Here is a 19545-nt window from a genome sequence, read left to right on the forward strand (position 1 = left end):
TAGCCCTCATCCTGAGCTTGTCGAAGGACGAGGGCGGGCCAGAGGTCGGCACAGGAGAGAGAAACTTGAAGCGTCTTATCCTGCTCGCTGGCTCCGCCGCCCTGATGGCCCTCCCCGCCGCCGCCGAGCCTTCGGCGAGCATAGCGACAGAGACGGCTCTGAAGCGCATCGAGGCGCTCGACCCGCGCCTCAACAGCGTCCTCGCCGTAAATCCCGACGCCCTGAAGATCGCCCGCGCCCTCGACGCCGAGCGCAAGGCGGGCAAGACGCGCGGGCCCCTCCATGGCCTGCCGATCCTGGTCAAGGACAACATCGAAACCATCGACCCGATGGCCACCACCGCCGGCTCGCTGGCGCTGAAGGACAATGTCACCGGCCGTGACGCCCCCCTGGTCGCGCGGCTGCGGGCGGCGGGCGTGGTGGTGCTGGGCAAGGCCAACCTGTCGGAGTGGGCCAACATCCGCTCGTCGCGCTCGACCAGCGGCTGGAGCGCCGTCGGCGGGCTGACCCGTAATCCTTACGCCCTGGACCGCAGCGCCTGCGGCTCGTCCAGCGGTTCGGGCGCGGCGGTGGCCGCGGGCCTGGCGGCCGCCGCGATCGGCACCGAGACCGACGGCTCGATCACCTGCCCAGCCGCCATGAATGGCCTGGTGGGCCTGAAACCCACGGTGGGCCTGGTCTCGCGCACCCACGTCGTGCCGATCAGCCACAGCCAGGACACCGCTGGGCCCATGACCACCACGGTGCGCGACGCGGCCCTGCTGCTGACCGCCATGGCCGGCTCGGACCCGGCCGATCCGGCGACGCTGGAGGCCGACGCCCGCAAGACCGACTACGCCGCCGCCCTGTCGAAAGACGCGCTGAAGGGCGTCACCCTGGCGGTGGCGCGGTTCTACACCGGAGATTCCCCCAAGACCGACGCGGTGTTCGAACAGGCGCTGAAGGACCTGGCCGCCCAGGGCGCGACGCTGGTGGAGGTCAAGGCCTTCGACGAGGGACCGATCGGCAAGGCCGAGGGGCTGGTGCTGTTCACAGAGTTCAAGGCCGACATCGCCGCCTATCTGGCCTCGACCGATCCGAAGACGGTCAAGCCGCGCACCCTGGCCGACCTGATCGCCTTCAACACCGCCAGTCCCGACGAGCTGCGCTGGTTCGGCCAGGAGACCTTCGAGAAGGCGCAAGCGACCAAGGGCCTGGGCGATCCCGACTACCTGAAGGCCAAGGCCGACGCGAAACGTCTCGCCGGCCCCGAAGGCATCGACCGGATCCTCAAGGAGACCGGCGCGGTCGCCATCGTCGCCCCGACCACGGGACCGGCCTGGACCATCGATCCGGTCAACGGCGACCATTACGGCGCCTCGGCCACCACCCTGCCCGCCGTGGCCGGCTATCCGCACCTGACCGTGCCCATGGGCCAGGTCGAGGGCCTGCCGGTGGGTCTGTCGTTCATCGGCCTGGCCTGGAGCGAGGCCAGCCTGCTGAGCCTAGGCTACGCCTACGAACAGGCGACGATGCGGCGCAGGCCGCCGGTGCTGAAGGCGACGGTGGGGCCGTAGGTTTGATCCCTCTCTCTTTGAGAGAGGGAGGGGCCCATGGCGAAGCCATGGGAGGGTGAGAGGTGAAGTCGCCGGCCGGACGACTCAACGCTCGACACACCGCCCCAGCTCGTCATCCCGGCCGAAGGTTCGCGTAGCGGACCGTAGAGCCGGGACCCGGGCGTCACCGCACTGCGCTCGCCCCTGGGTCCCGGATAGGCCCTCCGGGCTTTCCGGGATGACGAAAGATTTGGTCTTCGAGGCCGCGCACCATCCGGCCAATGGTGAAACCTCTCACCCTCCCACCGCTTCGCGGCGGGCCCCTCCCTCTCTCGAAGAGAGAGGGATCGCGCAGATCACACCTTCGGGCGGATCGCGTCGATCGGCGGCGGGGGCGGCGTGACTTCCGACGGGTGCGGCGGCGGGGGTGAGCGGTGGCCGTGCGGGGTCGCGCAGGCGGCCAGGACGGCGGCGGACAGGCCCAGGAGCACGAGGCGGCTCAGCATCCGCGCGCGCCGGGGAAGATGCCCAGGCTGCCGCGGAAGCAGCGGTGCTCGCCGCGCGGATCCCAGTATTCGGTCGTGCCGTCCGAGCGCTTGATGGCCCAGCGCTCGCCGGTCTGGCCGTCGCGGCCGACCACGGCGATGTCGCCCGGCCCGCGCGAGGTGACCGCGTAGCCGTCGCCGGTCAGGGCGTCCGACGCGCAGCTTTCGGTGACGCCCGGCTTGGAGAGATCACCCCGCAGGCCCGCCGACGAGCCGGTGCGCTGGTTGAAGGCCGAGACCTCGGTCCCGCCCTGGCCGCTGACGAACACCTGGGTGCCCGTGGCGCGATCGTAGGTCATGACGTCGGGGGCCTGGCCGGTCAGGGGCGCGCCGCACGGAACGCGGCCGGGCGGACCGGGACGCTTGGCGGGCCCCGCCGGCTGGGCCTGGGCGGCGCCGGCGGCGAGGGCCAGGGCGAGAACGCTGGCAGCGAACAGGCGGATCATCGCGGGCTCCCTTGAGGACCAACGGGCTGGGCGCCGACCGGCCCGCCGGCGGCGGCCGAGGCCTCGTACGGATCGACCGGACCGCCGGCCAGGGCGCTCGACGGCGGTCCCGACAGCACGGCCACCGCGCCGGCCGGCCAGTAGCTGTCGTAATCGGCGCGGGCGCGATCGCGGGGCGTGCGGAACAGTTCCGGCGCCTCGAACCACGGGCGGCAGGTCAGGGCGCCGTCGAAATAGCCGGTGACCAGCGCCTCGCAGCCGCCGGGACGGGCGAAGACGCGGTTGTCGCGGGCGCGGATCTGGGCCCCGCTGTCGGCGAACAGACCCGCGCGCATCACCCCGGCGATGGCGTTGTCGGAGGCGTAGACCACGCCCGAGGCGGCGTAGATGCCGACGTCGGCGGCCTCGAGCCGGCCGTCCAGCACCCGCAGGTCGGCGCCTTCCAGCACCACCGCCCAGTCGCTGTCGCGGACCACGGGACGCTGCAAGGTCGTCTCGCCGCCGCTGATGTAGATGCCGCGCGAGAAGCCGTCGGTCGCCAGGCCGTCGATCTGCACCAGCTGGTCGCGGTTGACGCCGGTCAGCACGAAACCAGCCGAGTTTCGGGTGCGCGAGGAGCCGCTCCAGTCGCCCAACCGGACGACGCGGATGTCGCGCAGCCGGCTGTCGCGGCCGGTCTCGACGGCCATGCCGATGGCGGTGGCGGCCACGTCGATGTCCTGGGCCTGCAGGCTGCCCGACAGCTTGACCACCGGGGCCCGCGTGCGTCCGACGAAGGCCGTCTGGATCATCTCCACCCGGCTGTCGGCGACGTCGATGGCCGAGGCCTCGCCGTCATAGCGCACGACCACGCCCTTCAGGGCGAGCTCGGTGGCGCGGCCGACGATGCACGAGGCGGTTCCGCCGCGCGAGGCTTCCAGGCCAAGGTTCTGCAACACCACGAAGGCGACGCCCGGGGCGATGCGGATGCAGGGCTGGTCGGCCGGCGCCACCAGGATCGGCCGGGTGCGCGCCGGGCTGTAGTCACGGGCGGTGATCAACACCGAGCGGTTGACGCTGAGCGACTCCAGGCAGGCGCCGCCGTTGCGCGAGACCAGGGTCAGGGTGTCGCCGTCATACAGCCGGGCCAGCACGTCGTTTACCTCGCCCGGATAGGCGATGTCGCAGTCGACGACGGTGCGATACGGGCCGTAGCCGCCGCCGGGATAATGGGGCCGGCGCGGCGGCTTGCGCTTGACCGGCCGGCGCGCGCCGCAGCCCTTCGACAGGTTGGGTTCGAGCAGCAGGCCAAAGCATGGGCGGATCTGCTGGTCGATTCGGGCGTCGGGCGAGGCCTGGGCGACCTGCGGCGCGGCGCCCACTAGGCCCAGGACGACGAGGGCCGCCGCGAAGGAAGCCAGGCGCTTCATCGATAGTCCCTTTCAGCGTCAGGACGAGCGGCGTTGACCGGGACGGCGTCGACGGGGCCGGCGTTGGCCGGGGCCACATAGGCGCGCGCCGCATAGGGCTGGGGCCGCTCGCCCGGGCCGCGCGGCGGGCGCGAGACCTGGGCCAGCAGTTGCTGCAGCCGCCAGGCCGACGGCTTGAAGCCGGCCAGGGCCGCGTCCAGCTGGTAGACCACCGCCTTGGCGCGGTCCTGGTCGGCCACGCCTTGCAGGCCCAGCGAGAAGAAGGTCGACATGGCGTACTTGGCCTCGGGCGAGCCCTGGCGCTCGGCCTCCTCGTACCAGTGGTAGGCCCGGGCGTAGTCGCGCGGCACGCCGACCCCTTCGGAATACATCACCGCCAGAACGAGCTGGGCCTTGGACGAGCCGTTGACCGCCGCGTATTGCACCGCCCTCACCTTCTCGATCGGCGACAGGCGGCCCGTGGTCGGGCGGCCGATCGAAGCCTGGAAAGTCTGGGCGTCGTTGAGGGAGAGCAGCCGCTCGTCGAGCAGCGGCGCGGGGAGGATGCGCAGGTACGACAAAGCCTCGCCGATGTGCACGAACGGCAGCTCGTGCAGGCGGGCCAGGGCCGCCTCCTTGGCCTCGCCGGCCGGATCGCTCTCGTCGGAATGCGGCACGCCGGAGTCCGGCGAGTCCGGCGGATAGAACTCGTAGGGCGGGATCCAGCGCTTGGCCTTGGTCTCTACGAAGGTTCCGTACGAGGCCCGCTGCGGCGAGGAGCGCTCGAAGTCCTTGAGCATCACATAGGCCGACACGTCGCCGGTCTGCACCGCCAGGTAGTTGTAGAGATAGGCGTCGATGTCGTTGCGGCGGAACAGGTCCAGCGCCGCCGGCGCGCCGACATGGCGGCGGTCGCCATAGGCCTCGACGGCCTGCAGGTTGTCGGACGGCTCGCCATAGGGCCCGAAATAGCCGTCATGCATCCGCGCCAGGGTGCGGTAGCCGTCGGCCCCCTGCGTCGACAGGATGTAGATCACCCGGTTCCTGACCTCTTCGCGTTCCTCGGTCGACATCCGCGACAGCTGGCGGTCGAGCGCGCCATAGGCGGCGTGGCGCTCATAGGCGCGGCAGTCGTCGAAGCGCGAGACGGCCTTGCCCGGCTTGCCGCGCGGCTCGTAGGCGGCGATCGGCGCATAGCCGGACGGGTTGGCCAGGGCCATGGCGTACCAGGCGGCCGCCTCGACCGGATCGTCGAGGTTCTTGTCGCTGGCCCGCTGGCCCTCGTAGCGGCGAGCCAGCTCCAGCTGGGCGAAGAAGTCGCCGCGAAAGCCGCCCTGGCGCAGGTTGCGGATCTCGATCTGCTGCTGGTTGAACTGGCCCGAGGACCCTTGCGCCACCTGCGGGCGCGGACAGGCCGTGGCCCGCTTGGCGAACAGCTGCGGCGCGGAGAAGTCGCAGCCGAACAGCGGCAGCACGGCGACCGCCGCCACCGCGCCCAGCGGCACGCGGCGGATCAGGCGACGCCTGTTCTCGAGGAGATGGACGCCCGCGCGCCTCAGCCGGCGGAGGAGCGCAACAGCATCGCCGGCCTCGTGCATCGCTCCCCCTCCAGCACGCCGTTAACCATGATCGGAAGTCCGTTCATGAGCCGCCCGCCCCGAGACTGTCAAGCTCGCCGACCGACGTTCATCAACTCTTGTTTGACGTGCCTGAAATGGAACGGGTTTTGGCGGGATCTACGCCGGAAGCCCGTGTATTTTCACGAAATTTTCTAAGTTACTTGAGTACTCTCGCCGAATCCATCTTCGCGTACCCATCGCTTCGAACTTAACGTGGGTCAGCTGCATCGGCCGCCAGGAGATGGCGCTAAGCCCCGCACCGCCCAAGGATCACCAGAGCTCGTCGCTAGTCCGGCGAGGTCGAATGGCAGTTAGCCATTGGTACAAAGCGAAGCAACCCAAAAGTGTAGCTTGACCCAAGCCACTCCAAAATACACCATATAAGGGAAAGTAAATTCTTTGGATAAATCATGGAAATGCATCGTATTGTCAAGGCTCACCTTGAAAGCTTTGTTAAAAGCAACGGCCTTGAAGCCGAAGATGAAGCAAAACAATTTGAAAAGTTTGTCAATTTTTCAGTCATCTCTTCGCTATGTTCAAGCCCATACGATATTGATGATATCACCACAGGCGGTGGAGATGACGGAACCGACGGTATAGCGATAATTATCGACGAAGAAATTGTTGTATCTAAAGAGGATAGCGAATCCATATTTTCGGGAATTCGTAGAAATCATGATGTAGAAATCGTATTTATACAATCAAAAAGATCGGAAGGATTTGATTTAGGGGATTTTCTGAAATTTAAAGAATCCATCCTTAGATTCTCAACTCAAACACCGTATTTAGTTACAGATGATGTCATGAAAGATGCTCGTGATATTTTCGACGTCGTTCTAAATGAAGTCCCAAAGGTGAGAAACGGAAAACCTGCCATAACAGCTCGCTTTGTCACCACGGGCATATATCGGCATCCAGAAGCATTGGAAACGGCAGCAAAAGACTTTTGCACACAACTCGACGACCTTGGACTTTTTTCAAAGGTAGACATTAGATTTATAGATAGAAATGAACTAACAAATCTCTGGGTTGATAGCTATTCAGGATCTAGCGCCAGCTTGAACCTATTTAGCACAGCCGCACTACCGTCAATATCCGGCATCGATGAAGCGTACCTAGCCGTAGTCAAGGCTAGCGACTTCGTCAAAAATTTACTACTTACGACAGACGGAAACCTAAGAACTCAGGTATTTGAGGAAAACGTTAGATCTTTTCTTGGATTAGAAAATCCCGTGAACTCATCCATATCTTCAACGATAAATTCAGATGCCTCAACAAGATTTCCCGTACTAAACAACGGAATAACCATTGTAAGCCCAGATGTCAGACTTCAAGGCAACACACTCCACCTCACAAATTTTCAAATAGTAAATGGATGCCAAACATCCAATGTTCTTTTTGAGAACAAGGATAACCTTGATGACATTATGGTAAACATTAAGGTTGTAGAAACACAGAATGAGGATGTATTTTCAGAGTTAGTTAGAGCCACGAACAGCCAAAGCAAGGTTGAAGATAATCAATTTTTGTCGCTAAAGCCAATAATAAAAAGAGTAGAGTAGTACTTTAACACATACGAAAGAGAGGGCAGGCTCTATTTTGAGCGCAGAGATAGGCAATACGTGGGACAAGACATACCGGGAACAAGAATATTTTCCCTCCACAATGCCGCAAAATGCGTTGCCGCGATGTATTGCAATCGACCAGAATTATCATCCAGATACACAAAGACTATGTATGCCGAGCTGACAGACACAATTTTCGCCGATGACGTAAAGGAAATTGTATTTTCCTCAGCATGCATCACAATGTACAGGTACTCCCTGCTCGTTTCGAACCGAGTAATTCCTCAAAATATGAAAAGATTTAAATGGCACATGCTTGCCCTGGTAAAAGCAATTATTACCGGAAAGGACAACCCACCACTCAACTCTCGCTCCGCGGAAAAAGCCGCCACGGCGATAGCAAACATGATGGGACAACACAGTATTGAAGCGACAGATATATTCCTAAAGGCCACAAAAATATGCCAAGAACTAGGAGAAGTCAGCAGTGATCGCTTAAAGCGACAGGCCATACTTACAGAAATGATGTCGCGAGTTTAAAATCACACAAGCCAACCTATAAACAATATTTCGTAGAGGCCGTCTATCAAATCCAGGATGGCGGCCTCTACGAAATTTCAAATTATAGATTTGTTGGAAATCTCGGATCAATCGCCAGGAAGCGCTGGGGCGAGGCCAGAGGGAGCAGCCCCCTCACCGCCCCGTCGGCATGTCCTTGAACGGCACGTCCTTGTCGACCCGCACATCCCCCGGCAGGCCCAGGACCCGTTCGGCGATGATGTTCTTGAGGATCTCGTCGGTGCCGCCGGCGATGCGCAGGCCCGGCGCCCACATCAGGCTTTGCTGGAAGGCGGCGCTGGCGGCGGCTTCGGGGCCGGTGAGGACGCCATACTCGCCCTGCATCTCGACGGCGGTGTTGGCCAGGTCCTGCAGCTGGTTGGCCGAGATGATCTTGCCGATCGAGCTTTCCGGGCCGGGGGTCTGGCCGCGCGACAGGGCGGTCATGGTGCGGAAGCGGGTGAACTTCAGCCCCTGCGAGGCCACGAACCAGTCGGCCAGCTTCTCGCGGAAGGCGTCGTTGGCCAAGGCGGGGCCATCGGCGCCTGGCAGAGCGCGGGCCAGCTCCAGCACCTCGCGGTAGTTGGGACCGGCCGAGCCGCCGACGGCCAGACGTTCGTTCATCAGGGTGACGAGGGCGACCTGCCACCCCTGGCCCACCTCGCCCAGGCGCTGGCTGTCCTTGACCCGCAGGTCGCTGAAATAGACCTCGTTGAACTCGCGTCCGCCCGACATCTGGTGAATGGGCCGGCACTCCACGGCCGGATCGCGCATGTCGATCCAGAACATGGTCAGGCCCTTGTGCTTGGGCACGTCGGGGTCGGTCCGCGTCAGCAGGATACCGAAGTCGCTGTAGTGGGCGCCGGTGGTCCAGACCTTCTGGCCGTTGATCACCCAGTCGTCGCCGTCGCGTATGGCGCGGGTGCGCAGGGCCGCGACGTCGGAGCCGCCGGCCGGTTCGGAGAACAGCTGGCACCAGATCTCCTCGCCCTTCACGGCGGGGGAAACGAAGCGCTTCTTGGTGTCGGTGTCGGAGAAGGCCATGACCGTGGGCACGCACATGCCAAGGCCGATGGTGAAGTAGCCGTAGGCGACGCCGGCCTTGCCCTCCTCCTGGCCGAAGATCACCGACTCGATCGGTGTGCCGCCGCCGCCGCCCACGGCCGCGGGCCAGGTGATGCAGGCGTAGCCGGCGGCGGCCTTGCGGGCCTGCCAGGCCTTGGCGGCGGCCATGTGCTCGGGGGTGTTGGCTTTCGGCTCGCCATGCTCGGCGCGATGAGCGGCGGCGGCCTCGACCAGCCAGGCGCGGGCCTTTTCGCGGTAGGCGGCTTCGGCGGGGGAGTCGTTGAAGTCCATGGCGATGATCTTCCGTTGGTCCGCCTCGTCCTTCGACAAGCTCAGGATGAGGACTACTGCTGGCTCCGCGATCACATTCGAAATCCTCATCCTGAGCCTGTCGAAGGACGAGGATTTCGCGCCGCTGCTAAGCCGCGTTCTTCTTCTCGAGCTCGCTGACCAGCCGCTCCTTCCAGAGCCTCGGCGAGCCGGCGACCAGGGAGAGCTGCCGCGAGCGGCGGTAGTAGAGGTGGCAGTCCACCTCCCAGGTGAAGCCCATGCCGCCGTGCACCTGGACGCTTTCCTTGCTGGCGAACCAGAAGGCCTCGGACGCCGCGATGCGGGCGGCGGCGGCGGCCGTGGGCAGTTCGGGAGCCCCATTTTCTTTGAGGGTGGAGGCATTGAGGGCCCAGGCGCCGTAATAGGCGTTGGAGCGGGCGACCTCGTTCTTGACGTACATGTCGGCCAGCTTGTGCTTGATGGCCTGGTAGCCGCCGATCACGCGGCCGAAGGCGTAGCGGCCAAGCGCGTACTCCTTGGCCATCTCCAGGCAGCGGTCGGCGCCGCCCAGCTGTTCGAAGGCCAGCAGCACGGCGGCGCGGTCGAGGATCGACTGGACGAGGTCGAAGCCCTCGCCCGCCCCGCCCAGCCGCTCGGCGGCCGCGCCCTCGAAGGAGAGGCGGGCGACGCTGCGGGTGGGATCGAGGCTCTCGAGCGTCTCGCGCTTCACGCCGGCGCCGGTCAGGTCGACCAGGAACAGACCGGGCTTGCCGGCTTCGCTGGCCAGCACGATGGCGACGTGGGCGATGTCGCCGTCGGTGACGGGGATCTTCACGCCGGAAAGCCTGCCGCCCTCGACCCGGGCCGACAGGGCCGAGGAGGTCAGCACGCCCGGACCCTCGCTGACGGCCAGGGCGCCGATCAGCTCGCCGGCGGCGACGCGGGGCAGGATGGCGGCCTGCTGGGCGGCCGTGCCGTGGGCCATGACGGCCTCGGCCAGGATGTAGACGGTGGAGGCGAAGGGGATCGGGGCGACGGCCCGGCCCAGTTCCTCGGCGATGGCGCACAGCTCGACGCGGCCAAGGCCCAGGCCGCCGTGCTCCTCGGGAATGGCCGCGCCCAGCCAGCCCTGCTCGGCCACCGCGGCCCACAGGGGCGCGTCGTAGCTCTTGGCCGGATCGTCGAGCACCCCGCGCACCACCGCGGGCGGACAGCGGCCGCCCAGGAACTTGCGGGCCTCGTCCTTGAGGAACTTCTGGTCGTCGGAATAGTCGAAATCCACGGCCGCTTTCTCCCTTGGCCGTTCTTGTCGACGGCCGTTGGAAACGACGATGAACCACGTTTACGTGCGTGGAAAGATTGACCCGGCGTCAAGAATTTCAGGTTCTTATGGCCGCCCAGTATTTGGAGCCGTTCGAGATCCCATGGCCAAGACCGTCTATCAGCGGAACCAGAAGGTTTGGGTCGAGAGCGTCGGCGCCTGGGCGATCATCGAGAAGATCGTGCCCATCTGGGCCAAGGGCTTCGACGAGCCGGTGCGGGTGACCTACGACGTGGGCCTGGGCCGCGAGTTCCTGGCCCACGAGCTGAAGCCCGAGGACCGCATGGACCCGCAGGAGGGCGGCGTGCTGTCCAACTGGCGGGTGCTGCGGGCGCGCAACAAGTGGCAGCAGGAGAGCGACTGCCTGCACCACCCCTTCCCCGGCACCTATCCGGTGGTGGTCACCGACCCCAACGACTGGGGCGGCTGGCGCACGCCGGGCGCGGAATACGACCGCGACCCGCGCAAGATCGAGTTCCAGGCCAAGCTGATCGCCGCCGCCCCGCGCCTGCACGCGCTGTCACGCGAGATCATGACCCTGGTCGGCGACCATCCCGAGGACGCGCCCCCAGCCCTGCTGGCCCTGGCCCAGAAGGCCGCGGCCATCGAGCGGGAGCTGCACGAGACCCCGGCGGCGGGGACGGTGGAGGGCTGAGCCAGGCGAAAACCACGCCCTTCGACAAGCTCAGGGTGAGGTTTTCTACTGCACGGCCCCAAAAATGGTCCTCATCCTGAGCTTGTCGAAGGACGAGGGCCACGCACCGCCTAGAACCGCCGCCCCACGCCCACGGACACCACCATCGGGTCCAGGTTCACCTTGGACTTCAGGGCGCCGCCGTTGATCTTGGCGTCGGTTTCGAACCACACCTTCTTGACGTCGACATTGACGACGTAGGGGCCCTTCACGGCGATGTCGGCGCCGGCCTGCAGGGCGTAGCCGAAGCCGTCGTCGAGATCGACGGTGAAGCCGTTCCTGTCCTTGCCGCTGTAGAAGATCATGTAGTTCAGGCCCGCGCCGACATACGGATTGAACCGGGCCTTGGGCGCGAAGTGGTACTGGGCCGAGACCACCGGCGGCAGCACCCAGGTCTTGTGCACGACGACGTCGGTCCCCGGCCCCACGGCCTTGACGGTATGCTGGGTCGTGCCGGCGATCACCTCGACGGCGAGCTTGTCGGTGAGGAAGTAGGAGACGCCCAGCGTCGGCATGACGTCGTCCTCGACGTCGGCCTTGAGGCCGCTGGCGGCGCCGGCGGCGGTGACGATCGGGTCGCCCGCGTCGGGTGAGACGCTGGTGGCGCGCAGGTTGACCTGCCAGGTCCCCTTGGCGGCGGGCGTGAAGGCCTCCTGGGCGTGAGCGCCCGTGGCGACGGCGGCGAGCGCGAGGCCGGCGGCGCCCAAAGCAAGGCGAGCGGTGCGGAGGGCGGTCATGGTCTTATCCCCTTGGACTTCGACGCGTCGAGGCGTCGCCAGGGGTGATGCGCCCGCTCGCCAGGGCGTACCTTGATCCGCCTCAAGTGTCCGAGAAGCAGCCCTCCTTCCGGGCGCGCCAGGCCAGGAAGGCGACGGCCAAGACACATCCCGCCAGCAAGGGAACCGAGTTTTCCGGGCCGCCCGTCCCTCGCAGCCAGGCGATCAGGTGTCCCTGCCAAGGCTCGTAGATGGACGTATCCTCGCCGTCGACCACCGGATAGCCGGCGATCACCACGCCGGACAGCGCGCCCCACCCCGTCGACAGGCCAAGCCCCGGCCACAGCCGCCCGTAGCGCAGCCAGAAAAGGCCGAGGATGGCCCCGCCCAGCGCTACGTTCACCCACTGGAGCGGCGGCAGCGCCTCCCCGAACGATACAAGCCAGGACGCCAGCAGGGCCGCCAACACCACGCCGACGACCGGCCCGAACGCCTGGGTCGCCAAGCGTGCGCCTCCGCCCTGCACGGCCAAGCCCACTAGCAAGCCCCCGAGCGCGCCGTTGCTGGAGCCGTCCAGCGCCCAACGCCAATCAACGGTCGCCGGCGACCGCCAGACCACGTCGCCGCTCAAGACAAGCACGCCCATCAGCAGGCCGAAGGCCAGCACGGCCAGGATGATCCCAAACCCCAGTCCCGGGATCGCCGAAGCCGGCGCCAATTCGGACGGCCAGCGCCTTTCGCCCAGCCGAACCGCCAGGACATAGGTCCCAAGCGCGACGACCATCGCCGCCAGGACCGCCACGGGCGTCTTGACCAGAAGGGGCTCGTAACAATCGCAGCGTGTCGCAAGTTCGACGAAAACGAAGTCGCCGATGACCGACACCGCCGTCACAGCGGCGACGCCCGCGATACAGGGCGCCAGCGTCAGGATGATCGTCCAGACCAGGGCCATGACCCAGCGGCCCAGCGACATACGGCCGCCTTGGGCGAGCGTTTCGAGCATGGACGGCGCCTCCGGTCTAGCTTCGAAACTTAGCCGATAAATCGACAAGTCGCGCAACCGCCGGCCTCGCCGCCGCGCGGACGGGCGACTACATTGCGGTGATGCGCACCGAAACGCCCCAGCCGATCCGGCTCTCCGACTATCGCCCGTTCCCGTTCGAGATCGAGACGACGCAGCTGTCGTTCCAGCTGGCGCCGTCCGCCACCCGCGTGACCGCCACGCTGAAGGTGCGCCGCACGGGCGCGGCCGGCGAGGCCCTGGCGCTGAACGGCGAGCGGCTGACGCTGAAGTCGATCGCCATCGACGGCCAGGCCTTGAACGCCAACCAGTACGAACTGGATGACGAGCGCCTGACCATCGCCGACGTCCCCGACGTGTTCGAACTGGTCACCGAGGTCGAGATCGATCCGTCGGCCAACAAGGCGCTGATGGGCCTTTACATGTCGGGCGGCCGGTTCTGCACCCAGTGCGAGGCCGAGGGCTTCCGCACCATCACCTTCTTCCCCGACCGGCCGGACGTGCTCAGCCGCTACACCGTGCGGATCGAGGCCGACCAGGCGTTCGAGCACCTGCTCAGCAACGGCAACCTGATGGAGGCCGGCGAGCTCGACGGCGGCCGCCACTACGCCGTCTGGAACGACCCCTTCCCCAAGCCGGCCTACCTGTTCGCCCTGGTCGCCGGGCGGCTGGACGTGCTGGAGGACGACTTCGTCACCATGAGCGGCCGCACCGTCGCCCTGAAGGTGTTCGTCGATCCTGGCCAGGCCTCGCGCGCGGCCTATGCCCTGGACGCCCTCAAGCGCTCGATGAAGTGGGACGAGGAGGCCTTCGGCCGCGAATACGACCTCGACCTCTTCATGATCGTGGCCGTGCGCGACTTCAACTTCGGGGCCATGGAGAACAAGGGGCTGAACATCTTCAACAGCTCCCTCCTGCTGGCCGAGCCCGAGACCGCGACCGACTTCGACTACGAGCGCATCGAGAGCGTCGTCGCCCACGAATATTTCCACAACTGGACAGGCAACCGCATCACCTGCCGCGACTGGTTCCAGCTGTGCCTGAAGGAGGGCCTGACGGTCTTCCGCGACCAGTCGTTCAGCGCCGACATGCGCGGCGCGGCCGTGCAGCGGATCAAGGACGTCAAGGCATTGCGCGCCCGGCAGTTCGCCGAGGACGCCGGCCCGCTGGCCCACGCCGTGCGGCCGTCGAGCTATCTGAAGATCGACAACTTCTACACCGCGACCATCTACGAGAAGGGCGCGGAGATCATCCGCATGCTGAAGACCATCCTGGGCGCCGACGCGTTCCGGGCCGGTCTTGATCTCTATTTCGAGCGCCACGACGGCGAGGCGACCACGGTCGAGGCCTTCATCGCCTGTTTCGCCGAGGCCTCGGGTCGCGACCTGAACAGCTTCTTTGCCTGGTACGAACAGGCCGGCACGCCGTCGGTGTCGCTGACCCACGCCTATGACGCGGCCGCCAAGGCCCTGTCGATCACCCTGAGCCAGAAGACCGCGCCGACCAGCGGCCAGCCGGTCAAGAAGGCGCTGCCCATCCCGGTGACCATCGGCCTGCTGGCCCAGGACGGCAGCCCCCTGCGCGACAGCGAGGTGGTGCTGCTGGAGGGCGATAGCCTGACGGTGCGCTGGGAGGGCGTCGAGGAGGCGCCGGTCATCTCGGCCCTGCGCGGCTTCTCGGCCCCGGTGACCCTGACCACCGACGCGCGGCCGGCCGACGCCTATGTGCTGTTCGCCGCCGATCCGGACCTCTTCAACCGCTGGGAGGCCGGCCAGGGCCTGGCCCGCGGCCTGATCCTGGCGCGCGCCGCCGGAACGCCCGACGAGGTCGGCGAGGAACGCTACGCCGAGGCCCTGGGCCGGGCGCTGGATGATCCGGCCGCCGACCCGGCCTTCAAGGCCCTGCTGCTGGCCCTGCCGAGCGAGGGCGACCTGGCCCTGGCCGTCGATCCGGTGGATCCGGCGACGATCCACGAGGCCCGCGGGCTCTTGCGCGCCCGCATCGCCGTGCACCTGGGCGAACAGCTGGCCCGCATCCACGGCGCCATGCAGGGCGACGGCGAGTTCTCGCCCGACGCGGCCTCGGCCGGCCGCCGGGCGCTGCGCAACGCTTGCGTCGACCTGCTGGCCGCCGATCCGCACGCCGACAACGTGCAGCGCATCGTCGGCCACTTCGAGGCGGCCGCGGCGCTGACCGACGCCATGGGCGGCCTGTCGGCCCTGCTGGCGGTGGGCGGCGAGCCCTGCGAGACGGCCCTGGCCGCCTTCCACGCCAAGTGGCGGCACGAGCCGCTGGTGCTGGACAAGTGGTTCTCGGTCCAGGCCCGCGATCCGTCGCCGGACGCGCTGAAGCGGGTGCTGACCCTGACCGAGCACGCCGACTTCGACGCCGGCAACCCCAACCGCTTCCGCGCCCTGGTGCAGGGCTTCGCCAGCGCCAACCCGGCGCGGTTCCATGACGCCAGCGGCGCGGGCTATCGCTTCCTGGCCGACCAGATCCTGGCGGTGGACGGGTTCAACCCGATGACCGCCGCGCGCCTCGTCGAGCCCCTGGGCGGCTGGCGGCGCTACGTCCCGGCGCTGGGCGACCTGATGCGCCGCGAACTCGAGCGCGTGAAGGCCGTTCAGGGCCTGTCGAAGAACGTGCTGGAGCTGGCGACGCGGGCGCTGGAGTAGCGAAACCTCCCCCTCTGGGGGAGGCGGCCGAAGGCTGGTGGGGGGGGGGGACGTTTCAGCGTCCGATGCATCGGCCGGGCTCCGGATCACTCCCCCCACCGATCGCTTCGCGATCACCTCCCCACGGGGGAGGTTCCCTCAGGCGGCGAGCCTGAGGTGATTCCTCCGCGCAACGGTTGCGACCAAAGCGCTCATACCCCGCTTATTCGCCTCTCCCCCGGGTGACGGCGCATGAACGGGTACGGTAGATTCACCATGTCGGCGAACTGACTCGCCTGGGGTGCTAGAGGTTCAAGCGTTGCGAATTGGCGGGGCGAAACCCGGAAGGCCGGCCAAGGCCGGACTTTCGGCTGCGGGCGTGGCCCGCATGCGCGCCGCCCGGTCGTCGCAGGCCTATGTCCGCATCGTGATTTTGGCCGCGCTGCTGCTGCTGGCCGTCTATACCGCCCTTGGCCTGCACAACCTGCAGAAGGAAGCCTCCGCTCCCCCTGGCGGCGCGGGCCTGGCGGCAGAAGCCCAGATCCTTTCCGGCAAGGTCGAGACCAACCTGGCCGCCCAGCGCGCGGGCCTGTCGGCCGCCGCCGACATGCTGGAGCGCGACCCGACCTCGGCCATCGACGCGGCCGAGACCGCCCTGCGCGCCGCCGGCGGCGAGGCCATGGCCGTGGCCGTGACCACCAACGCCGAGGTGCTGGCCGTCGCGGGCCGCGACCCATCGGCCGATTGGCGCCTGGCCGCCCGCGCCGCCGCCGCTTCCGGCCGCAGCGTCTGGGTCGGGGGCGTGGGCCGCACCGGCCGCCTCTATGTCGCCATGGCCGCCCAGACCAGCGCCGGCCGCGGCTATGTCATCGCCGCCGGCGATCCCTCGCGCCTGCTGGGCGAGCCCGCCAAGGAGCGCTCGGTGGCGCTGTTCCTGGCCGACGGCGGCCTGCTGGTCGGCGCCGGGCGCGCCGTGCAGGGCGCCGCCAGCCTGAGCCAGGCCTACACCCTCTCCGTCGAGGACCTGCAGGGCGGCGCGGCCGCCCTCACCGGCCGCGGCGTCGACGGCTCCAGCCTGGACGTGGCCTTCGAGCCCCTGGCCCAGGGCGCGGTCATCGCCGCCGTCAGCACCCCCAGCCACACCGTGGCCAATGTCGATCGCCGCGTCATGGAAGGCGCGCTGACCCTGCTGATCCCGCTGGCCGCCGGCATCGCGCTGGCCCTGATCCTGATGCTGCAAAGCCGCCGCGCCGAAAGCGCCCAGAAGGAATTCATCGACAGCGAGCAGCGCTTCCGCCTGGCCGTCGAAGCCGCCCGCTGCGGCATCTGGGAATGGGACCTGCGCTCGGACGAGGTCTACATGTCCGACGTCACCGGGGCGATGTTCGGCTGGGGCGGCGGCGGCGTGGCGCCCGGCCAGGACCTGGTCGAGCGGATCTCGGCCGATCATCGCGACCGGGTGCGCCAGGCCCTGGCCAACGCCGCCCAGTTCGGCGCCTTCGACGTCTCGTTCCGCATCCCGGCCCGCGAGCACGGCGGCCGCTCGATCTGGGTGGACGCCCGCGGCCAGGGCTTCGGCAAGCCGGGCGAGGACGGCTACTCGCGGATCATCGGCGTTGCCCTGGACGTCACCGAGGAGCGCCTGGCCCAGGCCCGCGCGCAGGCCGCCGAGAACCGCCTGCGCGACGCCATCGAGAGCGTGTCGGAGGCCTTCGTGCTCTGGGACCGTCAGGGGCGCCTCCTGATGTGCAACAGGAACTACCGCAGCGTCTTCTCGCTGGAGCCCAAGCTGCTGAAGCCGGGCGCGGCCCGCGCCGAGGTCAACCGCTTCGCGGCCCTGGCCATCCGCCAGGAGATCCCCGACCCCACCGGCGCCAAGGGCGTGCGCGAGGCCGAGCTCAACGATGGCCGCTGGATCCAGATCAGCGAACGGCGCACGGCCGAGGGCGGCCTCGTCATGACCGCCGCCGACATCACCGCCATCAAGACCCAGGAAGAGGCCCGCCGCCGCAACGAGGAGCAACTGCAGAACGCCGTCACCGGCCTGGAGCGCAGCCAGGAGCAGCTGGCCGAGCTGGCCCGCAAGTACGAGATGGAGAAGGTCAAGGCCGAGGGCGCCAACAAGGCCAAGAGCGAGTTCCTGGCCAATATGAGCCACGAGCTGCGTACGCCGCTGAACGCCATCAACGGCTTCTCCGAGATCATGATGAACGAGATGTTCGGCCCGCTCGGCGACCAGCGCTACAAGGGCTACAGCCTCGACATCCACAACAGCGGCCAGCACCTGCTGGCCCTGATCAACGACATCCTCGACATGTCGAAGATCGAGGCCGGCAAGATGGCGCTGAAGTTCGAGCCGCTCCACCTGGAGGACGTCACCGAGGACGCCGTGCGCCTGGTGCGCAACCGCGCCGAGGCGGCGGGCCTGAAGCTAGAGGTCGACTTCCCGCCCCTGCCCGAGATCGAGGCCGACTATCGCGCGGTCAAGCAGGTGCTGCTGAACCTGCTCAGCAACGCCATCAAGTTCACCCCCCGCCAGGGCCGCGTCGTCGTCCGCGCCGAGATCCGCCGCGACCCGCTGGGCGAGCGCGTGAAGGTCTCGGTGACCGACACCGGCATCGGCATCGCCGCCGAGGACCTGGCGCGCCTGGCCCGCCCGTTCGAGCAGGTGGAAAGCCAGCACTCCAAGACCACGCAAGGCACGGGCCTTGGCCTGGCGCTGACCAAGTCGCTGGTCGAGATGCACGACGGCGCGCTGGAGATGGTCTCGACCCCCGGCGACGGCACCACGGTCAGCTTCACCCTGCCGATCAGCCAGAGCAGCCCGATGCAGGTGCGCGACTACGCGGTGGCGTAGAGACGTCCTGTCGACAAAAACGACCCAACAAGCTTGACCGCTCGCGGCAACAGCTAAACTCTTGCTTGCAGCAGCAGGAGAGACTTCTTGAAAATGGTGCGTGTTCCATATGCGTGCAGGCTCGGCCTAGGACTGGCGCTTCTGGCGCTTTCGACGGCCGCCGCAGCGGCCGAAGCCGACAAGGCGAAGGCCATCGAGGACATCACCGTTCCGCAGGGCTCGACGCTTATTCTGAACCCTGGCTTGACGCTAATAGGCCAGCTGCAGCTCGGGCCCGGTGCGCAGATCATCACCAGAGGCGCTTCGGTGCAGTTGCAGATCCAGGTCCTGATCATCGAAGACACGGCCGAGCTAATAGCCAACACCCCCGCGGGGCTCAACACCGACCCAATCGAGCTGACGGTCGGCGCCGTGGCCGGCAGCGGTCTCTCGATCCTCAACGCCGGGACGCCGGGCTTGCCAGGCCCCAATGCCTCGCCTCGCGACCAATCCACCTGCGCAGCCGACGCCGCCGCCTCGGCGGGCAACCCCGGCGGGCCGGGACAGAACGGTGGTGACGCGGGCAGTGTCTCCATCTCCACCATATCGCAGTCGAACTTGGCGGCCTTCCAGGTGCTCACAGACACGAACGCCGCCGGGCAGCCTCAGGATTGCGGCGGCCACATCTGCGGGGGTTTCGGCGGTCCAGGCGGCGCGGGCGGCAGCGGTGTTCCCGTCCAGCCCGCATGCGACAGCAACGCCCTCGGACCGAACGGTCCCCAAGGCGCGGCGGGGGCGACGGGCCGCAATGCGCAGTTCAAATCCCAGGTCATGTTGAGCGGGTCCATCGCCAAGCCCTAGCTTTCGCGGCAGGATTCGCGGAAAGCACCTCGCGGGGAGTGAAAGACCATGCCGGCCGCCTCCGGAACGCCCGTCGCCTTTATCCATGTCAGCGACCGCCAGCGCGCGCTGGACTTCTATGTCGGCAAGCTGGGCCTTGTAGTCCGCAGCTCCGATCCGTTCGGCGACTTCCTGGAGGTCGGCGCGGCGCTGATCCGCCTGACCGCCCTGCCCGACTACAAGGCCGGGGCCCATCCGGTATTCGGCTGGCACGTCGAGGACATCGAGGTCGGCGTGAAGGCGCTGACCGACAGGGGCGTGGTCTTCACGATCTACGAGGGCTTCGGCCAGGACGCCCTGGGGATCTGGACCGCCCCGGGCGGGGCGGCCAGGGTCGCCTGGTTCGCCGATCCCGACGGCAACGTGCTGAGCCTGTCGCAGGGGTGAGAACGTTACCCTCTCCCAGAGGGAG

The 19545-nt window shown here is 67.2% G+C and carries 16 protein-coding genes; 8 read left to right on the forward strand and 8 right to left on the reverse strand.

The features are described from left to right. Positions 1–104: 104 nt before the first annotated feature. Positions 105–1556, forward strand: coding sequence for an amidase (locus DDF62_RS09825; RefSeq protein WP_165832220.1), 1452 nt, complete (start codon positions 105–107; stop codon positions 1554–1556). A gap of 335 nt (positions 1557–1891) precedes the next feature. Here DDF62_RS09825 and DDF62_RS25570 read toward each other — a convergent pair whose 3' ends face one another. The 4 genes from DDF62_RS25570 to DDF62_RS09840 are packed head-to-tail and all read right to left on the reverse strand — an operon-like array spanning position 1892 to position 5512. Next, the gene (locus tag DDF62_RS25570) at positions 1892–2041 is read right to left on the reverse strand and encodes a hypothetical protein (RefSeq protein ID WP_165832219.1); all 150 of its coding nucleotides are present in this window, start codon (positions 2039–2041) and stop codon (positions 1892–1894) included. Next, complete coding sequence (locus DDF62_RS09830) at positions 2035–2526, reverse strand: hypothetical protein (RefSeq protein WP_240621486.1); 492 nt, start codon at positions 2524–2526, stop codon at positions 2035–2037. The genes DDF62_RS25570 and DDF62_RS09830 overlap by 7 nt, the downstream gene beginning before the upstream one ends. Continuing rightward, positions 2523–3935 (reverse strand): hypothetical protein, encoded by a 1413-nt coding sequence (locus DDF62_RS09835; protein WP_116488954.1) that lies wholly within the window; start codon positions 3933–3935, stop codon positions 2523–2525. The genes DDF62_RS09830 and DDF62_RS09835 overlap by 4 nt, the downstream gene beginning before the upstream one ends. Beyond that, on the reverse strand, positions 3932–5512 hold the full coding sequence (locus tag DDF62_RS09840) for a tetratricopeptide repeat protein (RefSeq protein WP_116488955.1): 1581 nt from the start codon (positions 5510–5512) through the stop codon (positions 3932–3934). The genes DDF62_RS09835 and DDF62_RS09840 overlap by 4 nt, the downstream gene beginning before the upstream one ends. Positions 5513–5943: 431 nt before the next feature. Here DDF62_RS09840 and DDF62_RS26550 point away from each other — a divergent pair, with 431 nt between their 5' ends. Both DDF62_RS26550 and DDF62_RS26555 read left to right on the forward strand, forming a co-directional pair. Next, positions 5944–7095 carry an AIPR family protein gene (locus DDF62_RS26550; protein ID WP_208866845.1) on the forward strand — a complete coding sequence of 384 codons (1152 nt, stop codon included), beginning with the start codon at positions 5944–5946 and terminating at the stop codon, positions 7093–7095. A gap of 171 nt (positions 7096–7266) precedes the next feature. Beyond that, entirely contained in the window at positions 7267–7638 is a 372-nt protein-coding gene (locus DDF62_RS26555; protein ID WP_341871566.1) for a hypothetical protein, read from the forward strand. Between the two features lie 153 nt (positions 7639–7791). Here DDF62_RS26555 and DDF62_RS09850 read toward each other — a convergent pair whose 3' ends face one another. Further along, complete coding sequence (locus DDF62_RS09850) at positions 7792–9012, reverse strand: acyl-CoA dehydrogenase family protein (RefSeq protein ID WP_116489008.1); 1221 nt, start codon at positions 9010–9012, stop codon at positions 7792–7794. 127 nt (positions 9013–9139) lie between these two features. Then, the gene (locus tag DDF62_RS09855; protein WP_116488956.1) at positions 9140–10273 is read right to left on the reverse strand and encodes an acyl-CoA dehydrogenase family protein; all 1134 of its coding nucleotides are present in this window, start codon (positions 10271–10273) and stop codon (positions 9140–9142) included. A 142-nt stretch (positions 10274–10415) separates the two neighbouring features. On the opposite strand from DDF62_RS09855, the gene DDF62_RS09860 reads away from it, so the two are divergent. Continuing rightward, positions 10416–10967: a hypothetical protein gene (locus DDF62_RS09860; protein WP_116488957.1), complete on the forward strand. Its 552-nt coding sequence runs from the start codon at positions 10416–10418 to the stop codon at positions 10965–10967. Positions 10968–11077: 110 nt separating this feature from the next. Here DDF62_RS09860 and DDF62_RS09865 read toward each other — a convergent pair whose 3' ends face one another. Together DDF62_RS09865 and DDF62_RS09870 are read right to left on the reverse strand one after the other, a co-directional pair. After that, entirely contained in the window at positions 11078–11743 is a 666-nt protein-coding gene (locus DDF62_RS09865) for an OmpW/AlkL family protein (protein ID WP_116488958.1), read from the reverse strand. A gap of 82 nt (positions 11744–11825) precedes the next feature. Beyond that, complete coding sequence (locus tag DDF62_RS09870; RefSeq protein ID WP_116488959.1) at positions 11826–12725, reverse strand: hypothetical protein; 900 nt, start codon at positions 12723–12725, stop codon at positions 11826–11828. A gap of 101 nt (positions 12726–12826) precedes the next feature. On the opposite strand from DDF62_RS09870, the gene pepN reads away from it, so the two are divergent. The 4 genes from pepN to DDF62_RS09890 all read left to right on the forward strand — a co-directional run bounded on the left by pepN (position 12827) and on the right by DDF62_RS09890 (position 19520). Beyond that, the gene (gene pepN / locus DDF62_RS09875) at positions 12827–15418 is read left to right on the forward strand and encodes an aminopeptidase N (protein WP_116488960.1); all 2592 of its coding nucleotides are present in this window, start codon (positions 12827–12829) and stop codon (positions 15416–15418) included. Positions 15419–15785: 367 nt separating this feature from the next. Then, on the forward strand, positions 15786–18254 hold the full coding sequence (gene pleC, locus DDF62_RS09880) for a cell cycle histidine kinase PleC (protein WP_116488961.1): 2469 nt from the start codon (positions 15786–15788) through the stop codon (positions 18252–18254). Positions 18255–18341: 87 nt separating this feature from the next. Next, positions 18342–19094 carry a hypothetical protein gene (locus DDF62_RS09885; protein ID WP_133244909.1) on the forward strand — a complete coding sequence of 251 codons (753 nt, stop codon included), beginning with the start codon at positions 18342–18344 and terminating at the stop codon, positions 19092–19094. A 48-nt stretch (positions 19095–19142) separates the two neighbouring features. Beyond that, positions 19143–19520 (forward strand): VOC family protein, encoded by a 378-nt coding sequence (locus DDF62_RS09890; protein WP_116488963.1) that lies wholly within the window; start codon positions 19143–19145, stop codon positions 19518–19520. The last annotated feature ends 25 nt before the right edge of the window (positions 19521–19545 follow it).

It is taken from the genome of Caulobacter radicis (assembly GCF_003094615.1).
In the GTDB taxonomy this organism is placed as follows: Bacteria; Pseudomonadota; Alphaproteobacteria; order Caulobacterales; family Caulobacteraceae; genus Caulobacter; species Caulobacter radicis.

Coding starts and splice junctions, on each gene's coding strand:
- DDF62_RS09825 (WP_165832220.1), top strand. CDS start 105: ATGGCCCTCCCCGCCGCCGCCGAGCCTTCGGCGAGCATAGCGACAGAG.
- DDF62_RS25570 (WP_165832219.1), bottom strand. CDS start 2,041: ATGCTGAGCCGCCTCGTGCTCCTGGGCCTGTCCGCCGCCGTCCTGGCC.
- DDF62_RS09830 (WP_240621486.1), bottom strand. CDS start 2,526: ATGATCCGCCTGTTCGCTGCCAGCGTTCTCGCCCTGGCCCTCGCCGCC.
- DDF62_RS09835 (WP_116488954.1), bottom strand. CDS start 3,935: ATGAAGCGCCTGGCTTCCTTCGCGGCGGCCCTCGTCGTCCTGGGCCTA.
- DDF62_RS09840 (WP_116488955.1), bottom strand. CDS start 5,512: ATGCACGAGGCCGGCGATGCTGTTGCGCTCCTCCGCCGGCTGAGGCGC.
- DDF62_RS26550 (WP_208866845.1), top strand. CDS start 5,944: ATGGAAATGCATCGTATTGTCAAGGCTCACCTTGAAAGCTTTGTTAAA.
- DDF62_RS26555 (WP_341871566.1), top strand. CDS start 7,267: ATGTATGCCGAGCTGACAGACACAATTTTCGCCGATGACGTAAAGGAA.
- DDF62_RS09850 (WP_116489008.1), bottom strand. CDS start 9,012: ATGGACTTCAACGACTCCCCCGCCGAAGCCGCCTACCGCGAAAAGGCC.
- DDF62_RS09860 (WP_116488957.1), top strand. CDS start 10,416: ATGGCCAAGACCGTCTATCAGCGGAACCAGAAGGTTTGGGTCGAGAGC.
- DDF62_RS09865 (WP_116488958.1), bottom strand. CDS start 11,743: ATGACCGCCCTCCGCACCGCTCGCCTTGCTTTGGGCGCCGCCGGCCTC.
- DDF62_RS09870 (WP_116488959.1), bottom strand. CDS start 12,725: ATGCTCGAAACGCTCGCCCAAGGCGGCCGTATGTCGCTGGGCCGCTGG.
- pepN (WP_116488960.1), top strand. CDS start 12,827: ATGCGCACCGAAACGCCCCAGCCGATCCGGCTCTCCGACTATCGCCCG.
- pleC (WP_116488961.1), top strand. CDS start 15,786: ATGCGCGCCGCCCGGTCGTCGCAGGCCTATGTCCGCATCGTGATTTTG.
- DDF62_RS09890 (WP_116488963.1), top strand. CDS start 19,143: ATGCCGGCCGCCTCCGGAACGCCCGTCGCCTTTATCCATGTCAGCGAC.